Genomic DNA, 20,767 nt, shown 5'->3' on the forward strand with positions numbered 1-20,767 from the left:
TACTGGTAGTCTGAGCGAAAACAGTAGAGGCAACAGTTAGTGCCAATGCTGAAATTCCTAATTTTAGATTTTTCATAGAATTAAATGATTAAATAATTGATAATGCAAAATAAATATAAATTTTCCTTATAAACAAAGATTTTTAGTCTTTTTTTAACTTTTCTTTAATATTCTGTCGAGATTTCTTTTATTTTCTCTTTCTTTTATACTTTCTCGTTTGTCAAAGAGTTTTTTACCACGACCGAGCGCAATAAGAATCTTGGCTTTTCCTTTATCATTAATATATAGTTTTAAAGGAATTATAGTATTACCAGCATCTTTCAGTTTTTTTTCAAACTTTTGCAGCTCTCTTTTGTGCAACAGCAACTTCCGTTCCCTTTTTGTCTTATGGTTATAAAAAGTTCCCAATTTATACTCATCAATCATCATGTTAATAATGTATAGTTCACCATCAATAAACTGACAAAAGGATTCAGTTATGCTCGCTTTTGAAGAGCGCAAAGATTTAATCTCAGTTCCTGTAAGGACCATCCCCGCTTCAATTTCTTCCGAAAGCTCATATTCAAATCGAGCTCTCTTATTATATATTGCAATTGATTTTTCAATCTTCATCTTGGTGAAAATTTTAATTTTATTTAATTCGTTAAATTTTATAAAAATTTAACACGACACTTTAAATTTTTGGCTATTTTAAGAAGCTCAATAATTAAACTACTTATTAGATAGACTTTTAGAACTGTGCCCTAAACCCGATTTCTTTTCGTAATTTTGCACCAAATTTACAAAACTATATGTTAACAGTATCTAATTTATCTTTACAATTCGGAAAAAGAGTACTTTTTGACGAGGTAAATATTTTGTTTACGAAAGGAAATTGCTACGGAATTATTGGTGCCAATGGTGCAGGTAAATCTACTTTTCTTAAAATATTAACCAAACAACAAGATCCTACAACGGGTTCCATTTCTTTGGAACCAGGCAAAAGAATGTCGGTGTTGGAGCAAGATCACTTTGCTTATGACCACTTAACAGTTATTGAAACTGTTTTAAGAGGAAATAAAATGCTATTTGATATCAAAGAAGAAATGGACGCACTTTATGCGAAAGAAGATTTCTCTGATGCAGATGGAATTAAGGCGGGTGAACTTGGAGTCGTTTATGATGAAATGGGAGGATGGAACTCTGAATCCGATGCCATGACCATGCTTTCTAATGTTGGAATTAAGGATGAAATGCACTATCAAATGATGAGTGAGTTGGAAAACCAGAATAAAGTAAAGGTTCTTCTTGCTCAGGCACTATTTGGAAATCCAGACGTTTTGATTCTTGATGAGCCGACGAATGATTTAGATATCGAAACCATTGCGTGGTTAGAAGATTTCTTATCAACTTACGAAAATACGGTAATTGTTGTTTCGCATGACCGTCACTTCTTGGATACCGTTTGTACGCACATTGGAGATTTAGATTATTCTAAACTTAATTTATATACCGGAAACTACTCTTTCTGGTACCAGGCGTCACAATTGGCAACAAGACAACGTCAGCAATCCAATAAAAAGGCAGAGGAAAAGAAAAAGGAATTACAGGATTTCATTGCTCGATTCTCTTCTAACGTAGCAAAAGCAAAACAGGCAACTGCTCGTAAGAAAATGATCGATAAGTTAAACATCGAAGATATCAAACCTTCATCAAGGCGTTATCCTGCTATTATCTTTGACACTGAGCGCGAAGCAGGTGACCAAATTTTAGAAGTTAAAGGGTTAGAAAAAACAAAAGATGGAGAATTGCTTTTCTCTAATATTGATTTAAATTTAAAGAAAGGCGATAAAGTAGCCGTAATTTCTAAAAACTCTTTAGCAATTACTGAGTTCTTTCAGATTCTAAGCGGAAATACAGAAGCAGATAAAGGAACATTTAATTGGGGGATCACAACGAACCAATCATATATGCCACTTGACAACGCAAGTTTCTTTCAGGAAAACATCAGCTTAGTAGACTGGCTAAGACAATTTACGAAGAATGATGAAGAGCGCCATGAAGAATACATGCGCGGCTTTTTGGGGAAAATGCTTTTCTCTGGAGACGATGCTCTAAAATCATGTACTGTCCTTTCAGGAGGTGAAAAAATGCGATGCATGTTCAGCAGAATGATGCTGCAGCGTGCCAACATTCTTTTAATGGATGAGCCAACCAACCACTTGGACTTAGAAAGCATCACCACTTTAAATAACTCTTTAGTGAGCTTTAAAGGAAATATCTTACTTTCTTCTCATGACCACGAAATGTTGTCAACAGTATGTAACCGTATTATTGAATTAACTCCAAAAGGAATTATCGATAGAGAAATGACTTATGATGAGTATTTAGAAGATAAGAAAATTAAGGAATTACAGCAGCAAATGTATTCTTAAGGAATTATTTCTGAAATAGTATACTCCTATATATAGACCGTTCAATTTATTGAGCGGTTTTTTTTTATAAAAAAGAAGACTTTGAATTTTTCAAAGTCTTCTTAAAATAATTTATTCGAAAAGGTTAGTTTCTAACTAAGCAATAAATAAACCTGCAATGGCCGCAGCAGCATCTCCTGATAAAACCTCATCAAAGGACGCCGATCCCGCTGGTGCTCCGAACAAAGTTGAAGTATTAAATCCTGCCTGAGTAATATTTTCTTCGCCTGCATACACAGCATTGGTTGCTGCTGGCATATTTCCACCTTCTTTCAGTTCAATCCAACCTTTGTTAGCACGCATTCTACGTACTTGCGACGCATGTCTAGCTTCTACGGAATGAATTTGTAACGCTGCTTGCAAAACACCTTTGTTTGAAGCAACATTTCCCGCCTGCCCTTTGTATGCTCTTACTCCTGTATCTTCAAAAGCTTGTGCTAAAATCATAAACTGTTGATAATCCGTAAATGGTTGAAAGTTTCCACCAGCTGTAAAATCGAAGGTCGGTTTAGTTCCTGGTGTTGTTCCTAAAGAAGTTAAAGCCGCTTTTAGAAATCCTACGTGTGCAGTTTCATGTTTGCTGATTTGTTGAAAAACTACTCTGTCTGCTCCTGGAATCAAACCTGAAGCTGCCAAACCAGTTCTATAATATTCATCTTCTAAATATTCCAAAATTAGCGCTAACTGCAAAGCATCTGTTAATGCTGAGGCAGGTGCAAAACTAGCTTTCGAAGAAGTGGTTTCAGCTTTTGCAGACGTTGCCATAAAAGATCCTAATCCTAAAGGAATACTTGCAAGCGCAGCTTTTTTACCGAAGTTGGCTAAATCAGAAATTCCTTCTGAGCGAGAGGTCATTTTGGTGAAAAATTGATCGTCTGATAATTTATCTAATATATTAAGTAAGTTCATAATGTTTCTTTTTAAAAATTAAGGAATTAAAATAAGACTGATTAACCGATACCTTGTTCTTTCCAGGTAAATGCTGTTTTGATAAATCCACCAGCAGCCTGAATGATCTCTTTTGGTTCTTTTGCTACATCTAAACCATTGGCATCAACAACATCATCTCCTGAAAAAGCTCCTGAACCAGGACTAATAATATCGCGAATCGCAGAGGCATGTCTTGCTTCTACCGAAACAATTTTTCCTGCAATAACCAGATAGTCTAGGTTAGTGATGTATTTTCCGGCTCCATTATAAGCAGCTACACCAGTATCTTCTAAAGCTTTTGCTGTAGCAAGGATAGAATTTCGATTATTGAAATCCACGCCGTCATATTTGAATTCTAATTTTGGTAAAACTTTTGGCGTAACACCAGTTAAGGCAGCTTTAAAGAAATCACGGTGAATTACTTCATGATGGTAAATGTCGGTAAATAACTGCTTCTCCTCCATAGAGATTCCGCCGTAGAAATTGTTGACGACTTTAGTATAAAAATCTGCTTCTAACTGCTCCAAAGCATAAGCATAATTTAAAATTCCCACATCTCCAGTTCCCAGATCAAAGACATCGTTCATAGGGAAGTCGTAATTATCTTCTCTACATCCTGCAACAGTAAGACCTGCTACAATGAGCCCGACTCCACCTAACTTTAAGAAATTCCGTCTGCTTGTATCTAAAGTTGCTCCTCTGTTTGATACGTTGATTGTTTTTTCCATAATAAAAATTTTTAGAATTAATGATTAATGACTGTTCTTTTAATTACGACGCCTAATTCACTTTAGATTTGTAAAATGGATAAAATATTACTTTTACCATGTAAGGCGCTGAAAATCAATATCAAAAATTTACCCACAAATTAATAAAAATGAAAATATTTCTCATTTTAATATTAAAAAGATAATGAAAATGAATTAAGATTGAATAAAACAAAAACAAAAAGTCATTTCATTAATGTTCTCTCAAAAGCACCTACCAACCAAATATCATTAAAAAAAATCCACAATTTTTACCTATTTTTGTCCTATTATGAGTCAAAAATGGATTTACAAACCCGAACCCGATGAAGATATTGTGGACGGAATAAGCTCCTCCCTTGGTTTTGGAACCTTTGAATCCAAAATTCTTGTTCTTCGTGGTATTGATGATTATCAGAAAGCCAGAGAATTCTTTAAACCCAACCTCAACGATATTCACAATCCTTTTTTAATGAAGGATATGCAAATTGCGGTAGATCGTATTGCAACAGCGATTGAGAACGGACAGAAAATTATGATTTACGGTGATTACGATGTTGACGGAACCACTGCGGTTGCTTTGATGTACTTATACCTCAGTAAAATTGTAGAAAAAAAATACCTCGATTACTATATTCCAGACCGAAATATTGAAGGCTACGGAATTTCTAAAGCCGGAATTAATTACGCTAAGGAAAATGGGTTTTCTTTAATCATCGCACTTGATTGCGGTATTAAAGCTTTAGACAAAATAGATTACGCGAAAGAAATAGGCGTAGATTTTATTATTTGCGATCACCATTTACCAGGAGAAGAAATCCCTGATGCAGTAGCAGTTTTGGATCCTAAAAGAAAAGACTGTCGCTATCCATTTAAAGAACTTTCGGGTTGTGGCGTAGGTTTTAAACTCTGTCAAGGACTGAATACCATTTATAAAATTCCGGAAGCTGAACTTTTTGAACTAACGGATTTACTTGCAATTTCTATTGCAGCAGATATTGTTTCAATGTCTGGCGAAAACAGAGTTCTTGCAAAACAAGGATTAAAAATCTTAAGAAAATCCAGAAACTTGGGTTTACGAATGTTGATCCCTGAAGATAAATTAGCAACTTTCGAAATCTCGAATATCGTTTTTGAAATTGCGCCGAAGATCAATGCCGCTGGACGCATTTCACATGGAAAAGCAGCTGTCGAATTGATGGTTTCTGATAATCTAAAACATGCAACTCAGATTGTAAATGATATCGTGAACTTAAATGATTCACGACGAGAAATGGATATGAGCAGCACTACCGAAGCGCTTTTACAGGTAGAAACCAGCGGACAAATTAAAAATTTCAGCACCGTTGTTTATGGTCCTGGTTGGAACAAAGGCGTCATCGGAATTGTTGCCTCTCGCTTAACAGAAAGCTTTTACAAACCTACAGTAGTCTTCGCTGACGGCAATGACGGTGAGATCGTAGCATCCGCGCGATCCGTTTCAGATTTTGATGTACATCACGCTTTAGAAACGTGCTCTGATTATTTCTTAAAATTTGGTGGACATCCCGCTGCAGCTGGCTTGTCAATGGAAAAAGCTAAGTTTGAAGCCTTTAAAGAAAAATTTGAAAAAGTAGTTGCTGAACAGATTAAAGAACACCAAATTGAGCCAAGTCTTGAAATTGATTCTGATGTTCACATTGATGAACTCAACAAAGATTTCTTCAACTTCCACCGAAAACTCGCTCCATTTGGTCCACAAAACATGAAGCCTATTTTGGTTCTAAAAAATCAGAAAGTTGCTGGTTATGTAAAAACGATGGGTAAAGAAAACAGTCATCTGAAATTTTATATCAAACAAGATTCTACAGGTAGAAGTATTGAGTGTGTTGGTTTCAAATTAGGAAAATACGCTGACGATTTCAGGCAAAAAACATTTGACATCGCTTTTACTGCTGACGAAAATCACTGGAAAGGAAATGTAACCTACTTCCTGAATATCAGAGATGTAAAGTTTAATTGATTTCATTTAAAGCATTTTTTGTCTCTTAAACTCTTTCGTTTGATCAAAAAGATACCGATAAGTCGCCAGTTTTCTGGTGACTTTTGTTTCTAAACTCTCCGCAATTTTAATCATTTTTGGATTAAAATCACCAATCCACTGCATTTCATAATCTACAAAATCAGTGGTTTCGCGAAAATGCTTGGTGCCTTCCCAGATCATAAAACCATCAATTCCTTTTCTTTGCCATTCGGGTATAATGCCAAAAACTAAACCTACCATCTTTTTGTTCTTTCTAAATTTCTTGATGATTAAAAATAAAATTTTCTGAATCAGTCCAAATTTTCCATTAAAGAATTTAATCCATTGATTCAAATCTGGAATATTCATCCACATCGCGATAGGTTTTTCGTTCTCATAAACAAACCAGGAAATATGTTCATTAATGACTGGTTTCAGTGTATTGAATAATTTTAAAGTCTGCAATTCCGACATTTGTTTTCCTTCGCCATGACTTGCCCAAGCCTGATTGTAAATCTGAGTAAAATCTCGGGCAAACTTTTCTAATGATTTAAGCTGAAGTGGTTTTGCGGTAATATTTTTATTTCGGGAAATCCGCTCATGCATATCTAAGAAATTCTCGGCAACTGGATCATGAATTTTCCGGCCAAAACATAGTTGATTAAAATAAATCTGAAAACCATAATTCTCAAAAAGCGTTTGATAATAAGGCGCGTTGTAATTCATAGCGTAAAGTGGCTCTGAAAAACCTTCAATTAAAAGTCCCCAAAACTTATCTCGTTCACCAAAATTAATGGGTCCGTCCATTGCTTCCATTCCTTTTTGTTGCAACCAGTCTTTTGCAAAGTTAAAAATAAAGTTGGCCGTCTCCTGATCATTAACACAGTCAAAAAAACCAATTCCACCAGTTGGCTGATCCTGCTTATATTTTTTATTAACGAAAACCGCAATTTTACCTACCGTTTCATCGGCCTCGTTTTTAAATAAAAAGCGCTCACACGATCCTGCTTTGAAAAACTTGTTTTTATTTGCATCAAAAACGTTTTCAATATCCTGATCCAGCGGCCGAATATATTGGTCATCTTCTTTAAAAAGGCGTTTGGGAAAGTTTAGAAACTCAGAGATTATTTCTTTTGAAATCACAGGAATTACGTTCATTTTTCAAAAATAATAAAGTTTTTTTGCAATAAATAGTAAATTTTTTGATTTTTTCACTATTTTTATAAAAATTCGAATTTCGTGAAAAAAACGCTCGCAATCTTTGCTCATCCCTACTTTGAATATTCTACAACGAATATTGAATTGATCAAAGCGTATGAAACTTCTGAGCAATTGACTTTTAAAGACTTGTATGAAGAATATCCAGATTTTCACATTGCAACCTTTAAAGAAAGAAAAAGAATTAGAGAATATGAGCGACTGGTTTTTCACTTCCCTTTAATCTGGTTTGGTCTTCCGCCACTTTTAAGACTTTGGATTGATGAAGTTTTCGATATGAGCTGGAAAGCTGAAGATGAGAACAGTCATCCTTTAATGAATAAAGATGCGATCATCATTGTGACCATTGGCGCCACGGAAGAAAATTATCAGCCCAACGGATTGTATAAAACGACGATCGAAGAATTAATGAAGCCATTGACTTTATGTTTAGAAGTCACCGGAATTGAGGTTAAAGAAATTATTCCTATTTACCACGCCGATGATCTGGAAGAGGTAGAATTACAAAATATCACCCAAAAAATTATAAAAACTTTAGAAAACTAATGAATGAAAGTTCAACAACACAAACTGCTTTAATATTTTTAGGCGCAGCTATCATCATGGTTCCGCTCGTTCGAAAACTGGGCTTAAGTTCTGTGATCGGTTTTATCTTAGGTGGAATTATCATTGGACCTTTTGGTTTAAAATTAACCGGAAGCGATGCCAACGATATCATGCAAGCCACTGAGTTTGGAGTAATCATGCTGCTTTTCTTAGTTGGACTCGAAATAGAACCAAAAAAATTCTGGAAGATTCGAAAGAAAATTATAGGAATGGGGTTGGGCCAAATGGCCATAACGGTTACGTTGTTATTTTTCATTTTTTACTTGGCAGATTGGCGAACTGATCAAGCCTTGGTAGCAGCATTGTGTTTCGGTATGTCTTCCACCGCAATTGTTTTACAAACTTTAAAAGAGAAAAATATTTTCAGAACCGATGTTGGTGAAGCCTCTTTCTCGATTCTACTCTTTCAGGATATTGCGGTAATTCCCATTTTGGCGGTCTTACCATTGATTGCTAAAAAATCTGATAAAGACGAGAATTTATTACTTTTACAATACTTGCCAGACTGGTTGCAACCGTTCTCGATTATCTTAGGCGTTCTGGCTTTAATCATCTTAGGACGATATGTTTTTGTTCCCTTCTTACGCTACGTTTCGCGCTCTGGAATGAATGAATTGCTAACTGCATCTTCCCTATTTTTAGTAATCGGCGTATCAGAACTAATGCATGCCGTAGGATTGAGTCCCGCTTTGGGAGCATTTATCGCAGGCGTAATGTTGGCGACAAGTGAGTTCCGTCATGAACTGGAAAGTCAGATTGATCCTTTCAAAGGATTGCTTTTGGCAGTGTTTTTTGTGAGCGTAGGTTCAACGATAAACTTTACGGTGATCATGGGTGATCCCATGTTTATTTTCACCACAACGATTGTCGTTCTAATCGTAAAATTTGTAGTGATTGTTGGAGTTCTTAAATTCTTCAAACTTAAATTATACCAAAACTTTTTAGTTGCATTTGGACTTTCACAAATTGGAGAATTTGCTTTCGTTTTAATTAATTATTCCACTAAATTATATCTATTTGATCCAAAACTCAATGCTCAACTAATGGCGATTACGGCGATTACGATGTGTATTACGCCGATTCTCTTACTGCTTAATGAAAAACTGATTGAGCCTCGACTTCATAAAATTAAAAATGAAGATCCCGTAATTGATGGACCGATCAAACAGCAGAGAATTATTATCGTTGGTTTCGGCCACTTTGGAAGTACGGTCGGGCGACTTTTGCGTGTGAATGGAATTAGTGCTACCATTTTGGATAATGATCCGGAACGGATTAATTTACTCCGCTCAAAAGGATTTAATGTATATTTTGGTGACGCTTCTAAACCGGGAATTCTCAGATCCGCGGGTGCTGAAAATGCAGATCTATTAATTCTATGTTTAGACAGTGCGGAAAAAAATAAATTTGTGTTAGAATATGCCCGCGAACATTTCCCGCAAATGAAAATATTTGTAAGGGCGAAAAACCGTTTGGATGCTTACGACTTCATTAATAACGGAGTTGAAAATATATATAGAGAAACGCTCGGAACTGCAGTTAATATGGCAGTTGATATTTTGAAAGCAACAGGAATGCGCGCCTATGCTGCGCGAAGATTAGGTCAAAGATTTATGGTCATCGATAAAGCAATGACGCGGAAATTAGCCAAAGAACAGTTAAGCGATAAAGTGACCTTTACCATGACCGAATACCTTGATCGTGAGGCCGAACTTTTAGCAGAAGACAGCCACTCTTTCGACGAATCGCAATGGAATGAGTATGAGGAATATCAGAATTAATATTTAGAATTCTTCCTAAGATTCATTTTTTTTAACCAAAACCAAGTAAGACCAAGGCGCTAATTTTAAAGAAGTATTATCTGAAATCTGATAAATCTTACCCGTAAACAATTCCTTATAAGTTCCCTTATAATATTTCGTATCGAGATTAACATCAACTGTTTTATCTGAAAAATTTAAAATCGGAAAAACAGCATCTTTATTTTTTTCACGGTAAAAAGCGATCACTTGATCCTGATGATCATTTACAACGCGAATCATTTCGCCGCCATATTTTCCATTCCATAACGCTTGATTGTCATGTTTTAAATGAAAAAGCTTAGTGAACAACGCTTCATTTTCGTCGTGTTTCCACTCAATCAAATCTTTCTCAAAGAATTTTAAACTCCGATTCAAACCTGCTTCCTGACCGCTATAGCAAAGCATCATTCCATTCACCACGCCGGTCATGACGATAGCCGTTTTTAAACCCGGCCCAAAATTTAAATATGGATTTCCTTCCCAGGAATTTTTATCATGATTATCGGTAAACGTCATTCGATACGCATCCCTCGGAACGGTGTTGACATCATGTGAAAGATATTCTACCAACGGTGCTAATTTTTGATGATTGACTGCTTGCCGAAGTTCATTCCACAAACTCCAGGAATAGGTCATGTCAAAAGATTTCTTGTATAGATCGCGACTTTCCCATTCTGCCAACATAAAAACAGGTTTTATTTCATCCAGTTCTTTTCGGGCATTGTCCCAAAAATCAGTTGGTATAAAACCGGCAACATCAGCTCGATAACCATCAATATTAGTTTCCTTTACCCAATATTTTAAAGCATCAGTCATGTATTTTCTAAGATCAGGATTGTCGTAATCAAAATCAATCACATCATCCCAGTCATACCAGGGCGTTGGCTGAAAATTTCCCTCGCGGGTTTTACTGTACCAGTCCGGATGTTGCGTCGCCAAAGGATTGTCCCAAGCGGAATGATTCCCAACCCAATCGATAATCACGTACATTCCCATCGAATGGATCTTGTCCACCAAATGCTGAAAGTCTTTCATCGTTCCAAATTCTGGATTGATGCCGTAGAAATCTTTAACTGAATAATAACTCCCCAGAGTCCCTTTTCTATTTTTCTCACCAATCGGATGAATCGGCATGAGCCAAATAATATCAACACCCATTTTTTTCAAACGGGGCAAATGATTTTCGAACGCTTTAAAAGTTCCTTCGGTTGTATATTGCCGAATATTCACTTCGTAGATCGTCACATTTTTACTCCATTCCGGATGCGTAATTTCTACGTATTTTTTGGGTTGATAACGCGGATCTTTGGTTTGACTCTGAATTAAGATTGTTGAACTTAATATAATCAGTAAAGCTAAAAGAAGATTTTTCATCGAAGGTATTTTAATGTAAACTTAAAATTGCGAGACGATATCCTTTCATTCCGAATCCGCTTAAAATACCATCAGCATTTGCTGCCGTAACAGATTTCTGACGAAATTCTTCTCGCTTGTAAATATTGCTGATATGCACTTCAATTTTCGGTTGCAAAATATTTTTCACACAATCTGCAATCGCGTACGAATAGTGGGTAAATGCGCCAGGATTAATCACCAAACTTTCAAAATCATTTTCCTGTAATCGGTTGATAATTTCGCCTTCTACATTGGATTGGTAATAAAGAATTTCGTGTTGTGAAAATTCCTGTCGCAACTCGTTCAGATATTGTTCCATCGAAACACTTCCGTAGATTTCTGGTTCACGTGTTCCGAGTAAATTAAGGTTGGGTCCGTTGACGATTAAGATTTTCATATGAACATTTTTACAAAGATATTGATTTAGCTAAAATAAGCGATTTTAGGCTTAAAAATTGTTATGATAAAACTTTGTTAAATTGTATCAATTTTACTTTTCTAAACATTAATCGTAAAAGTTTTCGATAGTAAAGAAAAATGTATTTTTGTCTTCTATTCAACTCCTAAAATTTTCCTGTGAATATATATCAAAAGATTTTAAAATATACAGCCATCGTCATCGCATCGATTGTGGTGCTGTTGGTTGTTTTGGCCTTAAGTTTACAATTGCCTTCCGTTCAGAATTTTGCCAAAGGTAAATTGGTGAACTATCTGGAAAAGAAGATTAAAACCAAAGTCAGTTTAGACCGGGTTTACATTGGCTATCCGAACAGTTTGGTGATGGAAAATCTTTTTTTGCAAGGTCAAAAAGTGGATACCTTGCTTTTTGCCCGTAAATTAGATGTCGGTTTAAATATTCCGAAACTTCTTAAAAACACGGCAGACATTACGTCTATCGATTTAGAAGGCGTGAAAGCGAACGTAGTGCGGAATGAAAACGGAACTTTTAATTTCGATTATATTATCGATGCTTTTGCGACCAAAGATGAAGAAGAAACGCCGTCGAAACCATTTGTTATTTCTTTAGATAAAATCAAATTAAAGGATATTGGGATTTCATTTATAGATGATCAATCCCGAAATGACATAAATCTGTATTTTAAATCTTTCGATACCCGTGTAAAAACTTTTGATCTTGAAAAGAACTCCTACGCAATGAATGACATCAATATGGATGGATTGCGTTTGAAATTGAAACAGGATTTATTAGAAGAAGTTGCCGATAAAGTCGTAGAAAAAGTAGATTCTCTGCAAAAACAAAGTCCTTTAAAATTAGGTTTAAATAAAATTAAACTTACCAATTTCAATATTGATTATGGAGACGACAATACCAGAACTTTTGGTAAAATTATTTTCAAAGAGCTCAGCACGAAAGTCAACCAACTCGATTTAGAGAACAGCAACTTCGGAATTGACAATCTTTACTTGAAAGGAGCCGACATTAATGCAAAATTATTTCTACCGACTCAAAATGCCAATCCTACGAAAACTGAAACTACAGAAACTTCAACGGATCAATCTTTAGCACTTTTACTGAATAAATTAATTCTCGAAGATGTAAAAGTTGTTTACGACAATACCGCAATCGCTCCAACCAGAAGTGGGATGGATTTTAATCATCTGAATTTTTCCAAGATGAATCTGGAACTTTCTGATTTCAAAATGAAAGATGGAACATTTGCAGGTCAAGTAAAATCAGCGGAAATAAAAGAACGTCGTGGATTGGATATTCAGAAATTTACCACTGATTTTGTTTTTGAGGAAAAGCAAGCCTATTTAAAAGAACTCTATTTACAAACTTCAAAAACAATTCTTCGCGATGAAGTTGTTTTGAATTATAACTCCATCGAACAACTTTCGGCCAATCCTGGCGCAGTAAAAATTGCCGCCAATATTCGAAATTCTAAAGTTGGATTTTCTGATATATTAATGCTGGTACCAACTTTACGAAGTACGGTTCCCTTTAATAAATATCCGAATGCTATTCTTAAAGTCGATACCAGATTAAAAGGAACGCTCAACGACTTACTCATTCAGAACCTTGAACTTTCTGGAATCGATCAATTAAAAGTCAATGCATCAGGAACGATTAAAAACGCAATGAATCCAGAGAATCTCTATTATGATCTGAATGTTCGCGAACTATCTTCTTCGGCGAAAACGATTTACAATTTAGTTCCAAAAAATACGATCCCAAGCAATATTACGCTTCCTTCTTTTTTCAAAATCGCTGGAACTGCAAAAGGAACCACGCAGATTGTAAATACCAATTTGAAAGTCACGACAACTTTAGGAAACGCTGGAATTCGTGCGTCGGTCGATATGAAACGCAAAGATCAGGAGCGATATGATGTTTTGGCCAACTTACAAAATTTACAAATCGGCAAGATCATTCAGAATACAGATTTGGGTTCCATTACTGGACAGATTGCTGTGAAAGGTCAAAGTTTCGATCCGAATAAAGCCAACGCTGACATTAAAGGAAATATAAAATCAGTGGCTTACAATGGTTACACCTACCAAAACATGTTGCTGAATGGAAAAGTGAATCGTGGCGCTTACGTGATGAATCTGGACTCGAAAGATCCTAACGCAAATTTAAAAATATTGGCTTCCGGAAACTTTACTGATAAAGAGCCATCCATTAAAGTCAATGGAACGATTCGAAAATTAGATTTAAATAAACTTGGTTTTTATGAAGATCAAATGATTTTAGCAGGAGATTTAGATGGAGACTTCACCAGTTTAAATCCAGACTCCCCGAATGGTTATTTGACCTTAAAGAACTTTGCCATTTCTGATACGAAAGATATTTTTCCTTTGCAGGAAGTTTTCCTGAAGGCTGTTTCAACCGCCGATCAAAATATAATCACCTTACAATCTCAGGTCGCAGATGTTGACTTAACAGGGAAATATAAGTTAACTCAAATTTTAGGTTCGCTTCAAAACACGATTAACGAATACTATCAATATCAAAAACCGGGAACTAAAATCGCGAAAATAGATCCAAATCAGTTTTTTACTTTCAATGCAAAAATAAAAGATGATAATCTACTGAGAAAATTCGTGCCTGAATTAACAGAATTTGAACCCATTACGTTAACCGGTAATTACGATGCTGATTCCCGAAAATTAGATGTAAACGGACAGATTCCACAGGTTATTTACGGCGCAAACAAGATCAACGGCGGACTTCTAACCATTAATAATGAAAATGATGCATTGGTTTATGATTTAAAACTGGCGGAATTTAAAAATGAAAGTATTGCCCTGATGAAAGTTGGTTTGAATGGCGATATTAAAGACAACCTCATCACGTACAATGCTTCCACGAAAGACGAAAAAGAAGCGACTAAATTTCTAGTTGCTGGAAATGTAGAAAAAGTCGGCGACCTCACAAAGATCAGTTTAAATCCTGATGGGCTGACTTTAAATTACGACAACTGGCAAGTTTCTGCTGACAATTATGTACAGATCAGCAGCCGCGGAATATTAGCCAATAACTTTGCATTATCGAATAACGGAAGTGAAATAAAACTGCAATCTGAAACGAATGTTCCGAACAGTCTGCTGAATGTTTCCATCAAAGATTTCAAGATTGAAACGATTACGGAACTCGTTAAAAAAGATTCGCTTTTAGCCAAAGGAAATATCAACGGAACCGCGCAACTTAGGGATTTGAAAAACAATATGACGTTCACTTCAGATATTGATGTGACGGATCTGTTCGTTTACGGAAGTCCGGTTGGGAATTTAGATATTAAAGCCAATAATCAAAGCGCAGATTTAATTCGGGCAGACATTGCTCTTTCAGGTTTTGAGAATGATGTAAAACTGTTCGGAACTTTCAATACCAAATCCAGTGGATTGAATATGAATTTGGATATGAATCGTTTTCAAATGAAATCAGTACAGGGATTCTCGATGAATGCCATTGAAAATGCGGAAGGTTATCTGTCAGGAAATTTAAAAATTACTGGAAACACCGACGCTCCGAATATTTTAGGCGGTATTAAATTTAATGATGTTGGGTTAGGAATTACGCAACTGGGCAGCAGTTTTAAAAATATTAACGACGAAATAAAATTCACAAACCGAGGAATTGATTTCGATGATTTTAAAATTAAAGATGAAACAGGAAACGCGATCGTCATTGATGGTGCCGTACTAACGAAGACTTATAAGGATTTTGCCTTTAATTTAGATGTGAATGCAGACAATTTTAAAGTGGTTGATTCTGAAAAGGATAGTGATAAATTGATGTACGGTGTTTTGGCTATTGATGCGAAATTGCAAATTCGTGGAGATTTAGATTTACCACAAGTTGATGGCGATTTGGCGGTAACCGATCAAACCGATTTCACTATTGTTTTGCCACAAACTTCGCCCGCTTTAGAAGATCGCGAAGGTATTGTAGAGTTCATCGATCAGGATCAAATTGCCTTACAGCAAACCGTTAAAGCAGATTCTTTAACCGATCAAAGTGACATCAAAGGTTTAGATGTCAACGTGAATATTGAAATTGTAAAAGATGCAAAAATCTCTTTAATTATTGATCAGGCGAATGGAGATTTTGTGAAACTTCAAGGGGAAGCACAGTTGACTGGTGGAATTGATCCTTCCGGAAAAACTACTTTAGTGGGCGTTTATCAGGTTGAAAAAGGAGCCTACGAAATGTCGGTGAGTTTGCTGAAAAGAAAATTTGAAATCGAAAAAGGAAGCACCATCACCTGGACGGGCGAACCGATGACTGCCAACTTAGATATCACAGCAGTTTATAAAACGGATGCTGCTCCACTCGACTTGTTACAACAACAGTTAACGGGAGTTACCGGCAGCCAACTGAATCAATATAAGCAAAGAATTCCTTTCAATACTTTATTGATCATGAAAGGCGAATTGTTGAAACCAGTAATTACTTTTGACATTACCACTTCGAAAGAAAACAATTCTGTTTCCGCTGAAGTGATCGATAATACAACCGCAAAATTGGATCAACTTCGTCGCGACGAATCTGAAATGAACAAACAGGTTTTCGCCTTGTTGTTGCTTAACCGTTTTATTGGGGAGAATCCTTTCCAAAGTGAGACCGGATTATCGGCTGCTACCGTGGCCAAGCAAAGTGTAAGTCGAATATTATCGGAACAGTTGAATAATTTAGCTTCTGATTTAATTGGCGGCGTTGAATTGAATTTCGATCTGGAGTCAACAGAAGATTATTCAAGCGGAAGTAAAAATGAACGAACCGATTTAAATGTTGGCTTAACAAAAAGATTGTTTGATGATCGCTTGAAAGTAACCGTTGGAAATAATTTCGCTCTGGAAGGTGATGCCCGGCAAAATGAGGAAATGACCAATATCGCGGGAGACATTACGCTGGATTACAGTTTGTCAAAAGACGGACGATACATGTTGCGTGCTTACCGCAAGAACGATTATCAGGTTGCCTTGCAAGGACAAATCATCGAAACAGGAATCGGGTTTATCATCACTTTGGATTACGATCAATTCCGTGAGATTTTTGAACGCCGAAAACAAAATAAAGAATTTAAGAAACAAAATACGTCTTCAAAATAATGATAAAATTGAAAACATCTTATTATAAAATATTTGCGACGCTTTCATTTGCAGTCCTTATTTCATCTTGTAGCAATACCAAATTTCTACAGGAAGGACAGATGCTTTACACGGGCGCAAAAATTAATATTAAAAATGATACACTTTCTAAGAAAGAAAAATCAAGTTTAAAAGAAGCGCTTCAAGAACAGTTGCGTCCAAAACCGAACTCTTCTTTTCTAGGGTTGAGACCGAAATTATACATTTATAATATTACCAAAGAACCCAAAAAGGAAAAGGGATTGCGTTATTGGTTGAAAAATAAGATTGGAGAAAAACCAGTTTTGCTTCAGGACGTTGATCGCGAGTTTAATAAAAAGATCATCGTTAATTATTCGGAAAACAAAGGATTTTTTAATGCGAAAGCTTCTTCAGATACTGTTTCTAAAAATAAAAAAGCACAAGTACTTTATACTTTAAAACCTGGCGCGAGATATTTGATCAGTCAGGTTAATTTCCCAGAAGATTCTACGGTGATCAATTCTGAAATTCAGGCGATCAAAGACAAAACATTTTTAAAAGTTGGAAATCCTTTTGATCTGGATGTGATCAAAGCCGAAAGACAAAGAATTGATGAACATTTAAAAAATAGAGGTTTTTATTATTTCAGTCCAGACAATATTATAGTTCAGGCAGATAGTACGGTTTTGAAAGAGCCGAAAGTTGAACTTTTTGTGAAGTTGAAAAACAACACGCCTCAACTTTCAAAGGAACCTTTTACGATTGATAAAACGATTGTCTTTGCCGATTATAATTTAGAAGATGTAAAATTAGGAAAGTATGGTATTCCGTACATCACCGATTCAGTAGAGGTTTACAATGATCTTTACGTAATCGATCCTCAACATAAATTTAAACCGAAAATTTTCGACCGAACGCTTTACTTTAACAAAGGAGATTTGTACAACCGAAAAGACCACAATCTTTCTTTAAATCGGCTGATCAGTTTAGGTGTTTTTAAATTTGTGAAAAATGAATTCGTAGTTTCAGATTCTCTGAATCATACTTTTGATGCGTATTACTTATTAACACCGAGACCTTTTCAATCCTTGCGTTTAGAAACTTTAGGGAAAACAAATTCTGCCAATTATACGGGTGGAGAAGTCAACCTTAACTGGACGCATCGAAATTTCTTTAAAGGAGCAGAACAATTGAAAGGAGCAATTTATGGTGCAGCTGATGTTCAGGTGGGCGGACCGAAAGATGCCAATAACATTATCCGTTTTGGAGCTAACGCACAATTGTCTATTCCCAGAATTGTGGCGCCATTTAGATTTAATTCCTCAAGTGCTTACGTTCCAAGAACGAATTTCAATCTTGGCTACGAATATTTAAGTCGAACGGAATTGTACACGCTTCATAATTTCAACACTTCGTTCGGTTATGTTTGGAAAGAGAATGAACGAAAAGAACATGATTTAAAAGTGATTGAAGTCACTTTGGTTAAGCCCCAAAATGTAACCGATAAATATTTGGAACAGATCAATGGAAAATATGATCCTGATCCTGAGAAGAGTATTGACCCGAACCCATCATTACAAAGAGTGATTGACAAGCAGTTAATTTTTGGTCCGACCTATAATTACACGTATACCAATACGATGTTGCCGAAGAAAAACACGTTCTATTATAAAGGAAGTTTAGATTTAGCAGGAACAATTACTGGTTTGGTTAGCGGTGCAGATGCGAAAGCCGGAAAACAGAAAGAGTTGTTCGGTATTCCCTTCAGTCAGTATGCTAAGATGGAACATGATTTCCGCTACTACAGAAAGGTGAATGATAAAAGCACCATCGCTACAAGATTCATTGCCGGCGTTGGCTATCCTTATGGAAACTCAACTACGATGCCTTATGTGAAGCAATTCTTCGTCGGTGGAAGCAATAGTATCCGTGCATTTCGGGCTCGGACTTTAGGACCGGGAAGTTATGATCCTAGAAATGAACAAGCCAGTTTCTTTTTTGACCAGTCAGGAGATATTAAATTAGAATTGAATGCCGAATACCGCGCGAATATTTATAAATTTTTAAATGTTGCCGTTTTTGCAGATGCCGGAAATGTTTGGCTCATCAATGAAGATGACGATAAACCAGGCGGAAAGTTCTCGAAAGATTTTGCAAAAGAAATTGCAGTTGGAGCTGGAGTTGGACTGCGACTCGATTTCTCAATTCTTATTCTCCGTTTGGATTTAGCTATGCCATTAAGAGTTCCTTATTATGAAGAAGGAAACCGCTGGACTTTTGACCGAATTGATTTTGGCAGTGGAGCCTGGAGAAAAGACAATCTAATTTTAAATATCGCTATTGGATATCCATTCTAAAACTATAAAGAGACAAATGAAAAAACTCGCTTTTTTTTGGGAAACACTTAAGCAAACATTCAAGGAATGGACTGATTCTGATGCTACACGAGCCTCTGCGAGTTTGGCTTACTATGCGATTTTTTCTATTCCGGGGCTTTTAATTATTATCATCTGGATTGCGGGAAATTTCTTTGGTGAAGAAGCCATTAGAGGAGAAATTACTAATCAATTCGGAAGTATGATGGGTGCTGATGTTGCGAAAAGCATTGAGGAATTGATCACGAGCGCACTTATTGATAAACAAAATATTTTTATGAAAGTAGTTGGGGTCTTCTCCTTGGTTTTCGGAGCAACCACTATTTTCTTTCAATTACAGAAAGCTTTGAATGATTTGTGGGATGTACAGCCTGCGCCTAAAAAAGCAATTGTTAAGTTTTTGCTGGATCGGGCGAACTCTTTAGGGATGATTTTGGTAATCGGTTTTCTATTAATGATCACCATGGTTTTATCATCGGCCATCAGTTTACTCAATAACTTTATCACGTTTCGTTTAGGATTGGAAACTTATATTCTCATGGAAATTGTGAACTACGTGATTGGTTTTATTCTCGTCGTGGCGGTATTTGCCTTTATGTTTAAAGTATTACCCGATGTTGAAATTTCCTGGAGATCGGTTTGGGTAGGAGCTCTTCTTACAGCCGTTTTATTTACAATCGGAAAGATGTTGCTTAGTTTATACTTCGGAGAATTAAAGCCAACCTCTGCCTTTGGAAAGGCGGGCACCATCATCTTGATCATGATGTGGATCAACTATTCTTGTATGCTCATTTTCTTCGGTGCAGAGTTTACGAAGGTCTACTCTATTAAAAAAGGATATAAGATCGTCCCGTCAAGACACGCAAAATGGAGTGCAGAAAAACTGTATGCAGAATCATTAGAGGAAAAAAAACTCGCTGATAACGCAGCTGATAAAGAATAGGATTAAATATAAATCATTATACTTAAATAAAGCTTCTGCATCATTGTAGAAGCTTTTTTGTGGAGTTAATAGAATGTTTACAGTTGACTACTTAGAGCACTAAAGAACTAACTTAATATGAACTCTTGCTGATTGTTGTTACTACCTATTTGTTATTGTTTATTGCATATTGCTTATTGCTTATTGCTTAATCCATAACCCTCTATCACTCAATTCCACGATAGAATTGCACCGACATCAGTTCAGATCTTAACCTAAGAGTAAACACATAAAAAAACTTCCGAAAAATTAATTTCGGAAGCTTCGTAGCCCGTAGGGGAGTCGAACCCCTCTTACCAGGATGAAAACCTGAGGTCCTAACCGATAGACGAACGGGCCAGTGCGTCTTGTGTTTTTTATAATTACGCTAATTTATTAACGTGCTTAGTCAACTTACTTTTAAGATTTGCTGCTTTGTTTTTGTGGATGATGTTTTTCTTCACCAACTTATCTAACAAAGAGATCACTGATGGCAACTGTACAGTCGCTGCAGCTTTATCTTCTTCACTTCTCAACACTCTCAAAGCTGTTCTAGCAGTTTTGTGGTAGTATCTGTTGATTAATCTTTTCTTTTCGCTTTGTCTGATTCTTTTCAGAGCTGATTTATGATTTGCCATATCTTCTTAAAAACTTGGGTGCAAAGATAATAATCTTTTTTTAATTACAAAATCTTTTTATAAA

The 20,767-nt window shown here is 36.0% G+C and carries 14 protein-coding genes and 1 tRNA gene; 7 read left to right on the forward strand and 8 right to left on the reverse strand.

The window, feature by feature from the left end; all coding sequences use genetic code 11:
- Positions 1-153: 153 nt before the first annotated feature.
- Positions 154-612 (reverse strand): SsrA-binding protein SmpB, encoded by a 459-nt coding sequence (gene smpB, locus ACEYOS_RS05460; protein ID WP_034719015.1) that lies wholly within the window; start codon positions 610-612, stop codon positions 154-156.
- Positions 613-791: 179 nt separating this feature from the next.
- Between smpB and ACEYOS_RS05465 the strand changes: the two genes are divergently transcribed.
- On the forward strand, positions 792-2,414 hold the full coding sequence (locus ACEYOS_RS05465) for an ABC-F family ATP-binding cassette domain-containing protein (RefSeq protein WP_373709731.1): 1,623 nt from the start codon (positions 792-794) through the stop codon (positions 2,412-2,414).
- 135 nt (positions 2,415-2,549) lie between these two features.
- Here ACEYOS_RS05465 and ACEYOS_RS05470 read toward each other — a convergent pair whose 3' ends face one another.
- The gene (locus ACEYOS_RS05470; RefSeq protein ID WP_373709732.1) at positions 2,550-3,362 is read right to left on the reverse strand and encodes a ferritin-like domain-containing protein; all 813 of its coding nucleotides are present in this window, start codon (positions 3,360-3,362) and stop codon (positions 2,550-2,552) included.
- A 41-nt stretch (positions 3,363-3,403) separates the two neighbouring features.
- Entirely contained in the window at positions 3,404-4,111 is a 708-nt protein-coding gene (locus ACEYOS_RS05475) for a ferritin-like domain-containing protein (protein ID WP_373709733.1), read from the reverse strand.
- 310 nt (positions 4,112-4,421) lie between these two features.
- Here ACEYOS_RS05475 and recJ point away from each other — a divergent pair, with 310 nt between their 5' ends.
- A complete protein-coding gene (gene recJ / locus ACEYOS_RS05480) occupies positions 4,422-6,131 on the forward strand; it encodes a single-stranded-DNA-specific exonuclease RecJ (RefSeq protein ID WP_373748046.1) in 1,710 nt (569 codons plus the stop codon).
- A gap of 6 nt (positions 6,132-6,137) precedes the next feature.
- Here recJ and ACEYOS_RS05485 read toward each other — a convergent pair whose 3' ends face one another.
- Positions 6,138-7,289, reverse strand: coding sequence for a hypothetical protein (locus tag ACEYOS_RS05485; protein ID WP_373709735.1), 1,152 nt, complete (start codon positions 7,287-7,289; stop codon positions 6,138-6,140).
- A gap of 81 nt (positions 7,290-7,370) precedes the next feature.
- Here ACEYOS_RS05485 and ACEYOS_RS05490 point away from each other — a divergent pair, with 81 nt between their 5' ends.
- Together ACEYOS_RS05490 and ACEYOS_RS05495 are read left to right on the forward strand one after the other, a co-directional pair.
- The gene (locus tag ACEYOS_RS05490; RefSeq protein ID WP_373709736.1) at positions 7,371-7,895 is read left to right on the forward strand and encodes an NAD(P)H-dependent oxidoreductase; all 525 of its coding nucleotides are present in this window, start codon (positions 7,371-7,373) and stop codon (positions 7,893-7,895) included.
- The gene (locus ACEYOS_RS05495; RefSeq protein WP_373709737.1) at positions 7,895-9,736 is read left to right on the forward strand and encodes a monovalent cation:proton antiporter-2 (CPA2) family protein; all 1,842 of its coding nucleotides are present in this window, start codon (positions 7,895-7,897) and stop codon (positions 9,734-9,736) included. The genes ACEYOS_RS05490 and ACEYOS_RS05495 overlap by 1 nt, the downstream gene beginning before the upstream one ends.
- 15 nt (positions 9,737-9,751) lie before the next feature.
- Here the strand turns inward: ACEYOS_RS05495 and ACEYOS_RS05500 are convergent, their stop codons facing one another.
- Positions 9,752-11,131, reverse strand: coding sequence for an alpha-amylase family glycosyl hydrolase (locus ACEYOS_RS05500; protein WP_373709738.1), 1,380 nt, complete (start codon positions 11,129-11,131; stop codon positions 9,752-9,754).
- Between the two features lie 10 nt (positions 11,132-11,141).
- The gene (gene aroQ, locus ACEYOS_RS05505; protein WP_373709739.1) at positions 11,142-11,549 is read right to left on the reverse strand and encodes a type II 3-dehydroquinate dehydratase; all 408 of its coding nucleotides are present in this window, start codon (positions 11,547-11,549) and stop codon (positions 11,142-11,144) included.
- A 185-nt stretch (positions 11,550-11,734) separates the two neighbouring features.
- Here aroQ and ACEYOS_RS05510 point away from each other — a divergent pair, with 185 nt between their 5' ends.
- From ACEYOS_RS05510 to ACEYOS_RS05520, 3 genes are read left to right on the forward strand one after another with little or no spacing between them, the layout of a single operon-like run.
- Positions 11,735-16,729, forward strand: a complete 4,995-nt coding sequence (locus ACEYOS_RS05510) for a translocation/assembly module TamB domain-containing protein (RefSeq protein WP_373739191.1) — start codon at positions 11,735-11,737, stop codon at positions 16,727-16,729.
- Complete coding sequence (locus tag ACEYOS_RS05515; RefSeq protein ID WP_373709740.1) at positions 16,729-19,086, forward strand: BamA/TamA family outer membrane protein; 2,358 nt, start codon at positions 16,729-16,731, stop codon at positions 19,084-19,086. The genes ACEYOS_RS05510 and ACEYOS_RS05515 overlap by 1 nt, the downstream gene beginning before the upstream one ends.
- 16 nt (positions 19,087-19,102) lie before the next feature.
- Positions 19,103-20,047: a YihY/virulence factor BrkB family protein gene (locus ACEYOS_RS05520; RefSeq protein WP_373709741.1), complete on the forward strand. Its 945-nt coding sequence runs from the start codon at positions 19,103-19,105 to the stop codon at positions 20,045-20,047.
- Positions 20,048-20,353: 306 nt separating this feature from the next.
- Here ACEYOS_RS05520 and ACEYOS_RS05525 read toward each other — a convergent pair.
- Positions 20,354-20,425 (reverse strand) — tRNA-Glu (locus ACEYOS_RS05525).
- Positions 20,426-20,448: 23 nt separating this feature from the next.
- Positions 20,449-20,703: a 30S ribosomal protein S20 gene (gene rpsT, locus ACEYOS_RS05530; RefSeq protein ID WP_373709742.1), complete on the reverse strand. Its 255-nt coding sequence runs from the start codon at positions 20,701-20,703 to the stop codon at positions 20,449-20,451.
- Positions 20,704-20,767 lie beyond the last annotated feature (64 nt).

Origin of the sequence: Kaistella sp. (assembly GCF_041824135.1) — a bacterium.
In the GTDB taxonomy this organism is placed as follows: Bacteria; Bacteroidota; Bacteroidia; order Flavobacteriales; family Weeksellaceae; genus Kaistella.

Excerpts from the sequence above, each read along its gene's own strand:
- smpB (WP_034719015.1), bottom strand. The coding sequence starts at position 612 with ATGAAGATTGAAAAATCAATTGCAATATATAATAAGAGAGCTCGATTT.
- ACEYOS_RS05465 (WP_373709731.1), top strand. The coding sequence starts at position 792 with ATGTTAACAGTATCTAATTTATCTTTACAATTCGGAAAAAGAGTACTT.
- rpsT (WP_373709742.1), bottom strand. The coding sequence starts at position 20,703 with ATGGCAAATCATAAATCAGCTCTGAAAAGAATCAGACAAAGCGAAAAG.
- ACEYOS_RS05515 (WP_373709740.1), top strand. The coding sequence starts at position 16,729 with ATGATAAAATTGAAAACATCTTATTATAAAATATTTGCGACGCTTTCA.
- ACEYOS_RS05495 (WP_373709737.1), top strand. The coding sequence starts at position 7,895 with ATGAATGAAAGTTCAACAACACAAACTGCTTTAATATTTTTAGGCGCA.
- aroQ (WP_373709739.1), bottom strand. The coding sequence starts at position 11,549 with ATGAAAATCTTAATCGTCAACGGACCCAACCTTAATTTACTCGGAACA.
- ACEYOS_RS05475 (WP_373709733.1), bottom strand. The coding sequence starts at position 4,111 with ATGGAAAAAACAATCAACGTATCAAACAGAGGAGCAACTTTAGATACA.
- ACEYOS_RS05470 (WP_373709732.1), bottom strand. The coding sequence starts at position 3,362 with ATGAACTTACTTAATATATTAGATAAATTATCAGACGATCAATTTTTC.
- ACEYOS_RS05520 (WP_373709741.1), top strand. The coding sequence starts at position 19,103 with ATGAAAAAACTCGCTTTTTTTTGGGAAACACTTAAGCAAACATTCAAG.
- ACEYOS_RS05500 (WP_373709738.1), bottom strand. The coding sequence starts at position 11,131 with ATGAAAAATCTTCTTTTAGCTTTACTGATTATATTAAGTTCAACAATC.
- recJ (WP_373748046.1), top strand. The coding sequence starts at position 4,422 with ATGAGTCAAAAATGGATTTACAAACCCGAACCCGATGAAGATATTGTG.
- ACEYOS_RS05485 (WP_373709735.1), bottom strand. The coding sequence starts at position 7,289 with ATGAACGTAATTCCTGTGATTTCAAAAGAAATAATCTCTGAGTTTCTA.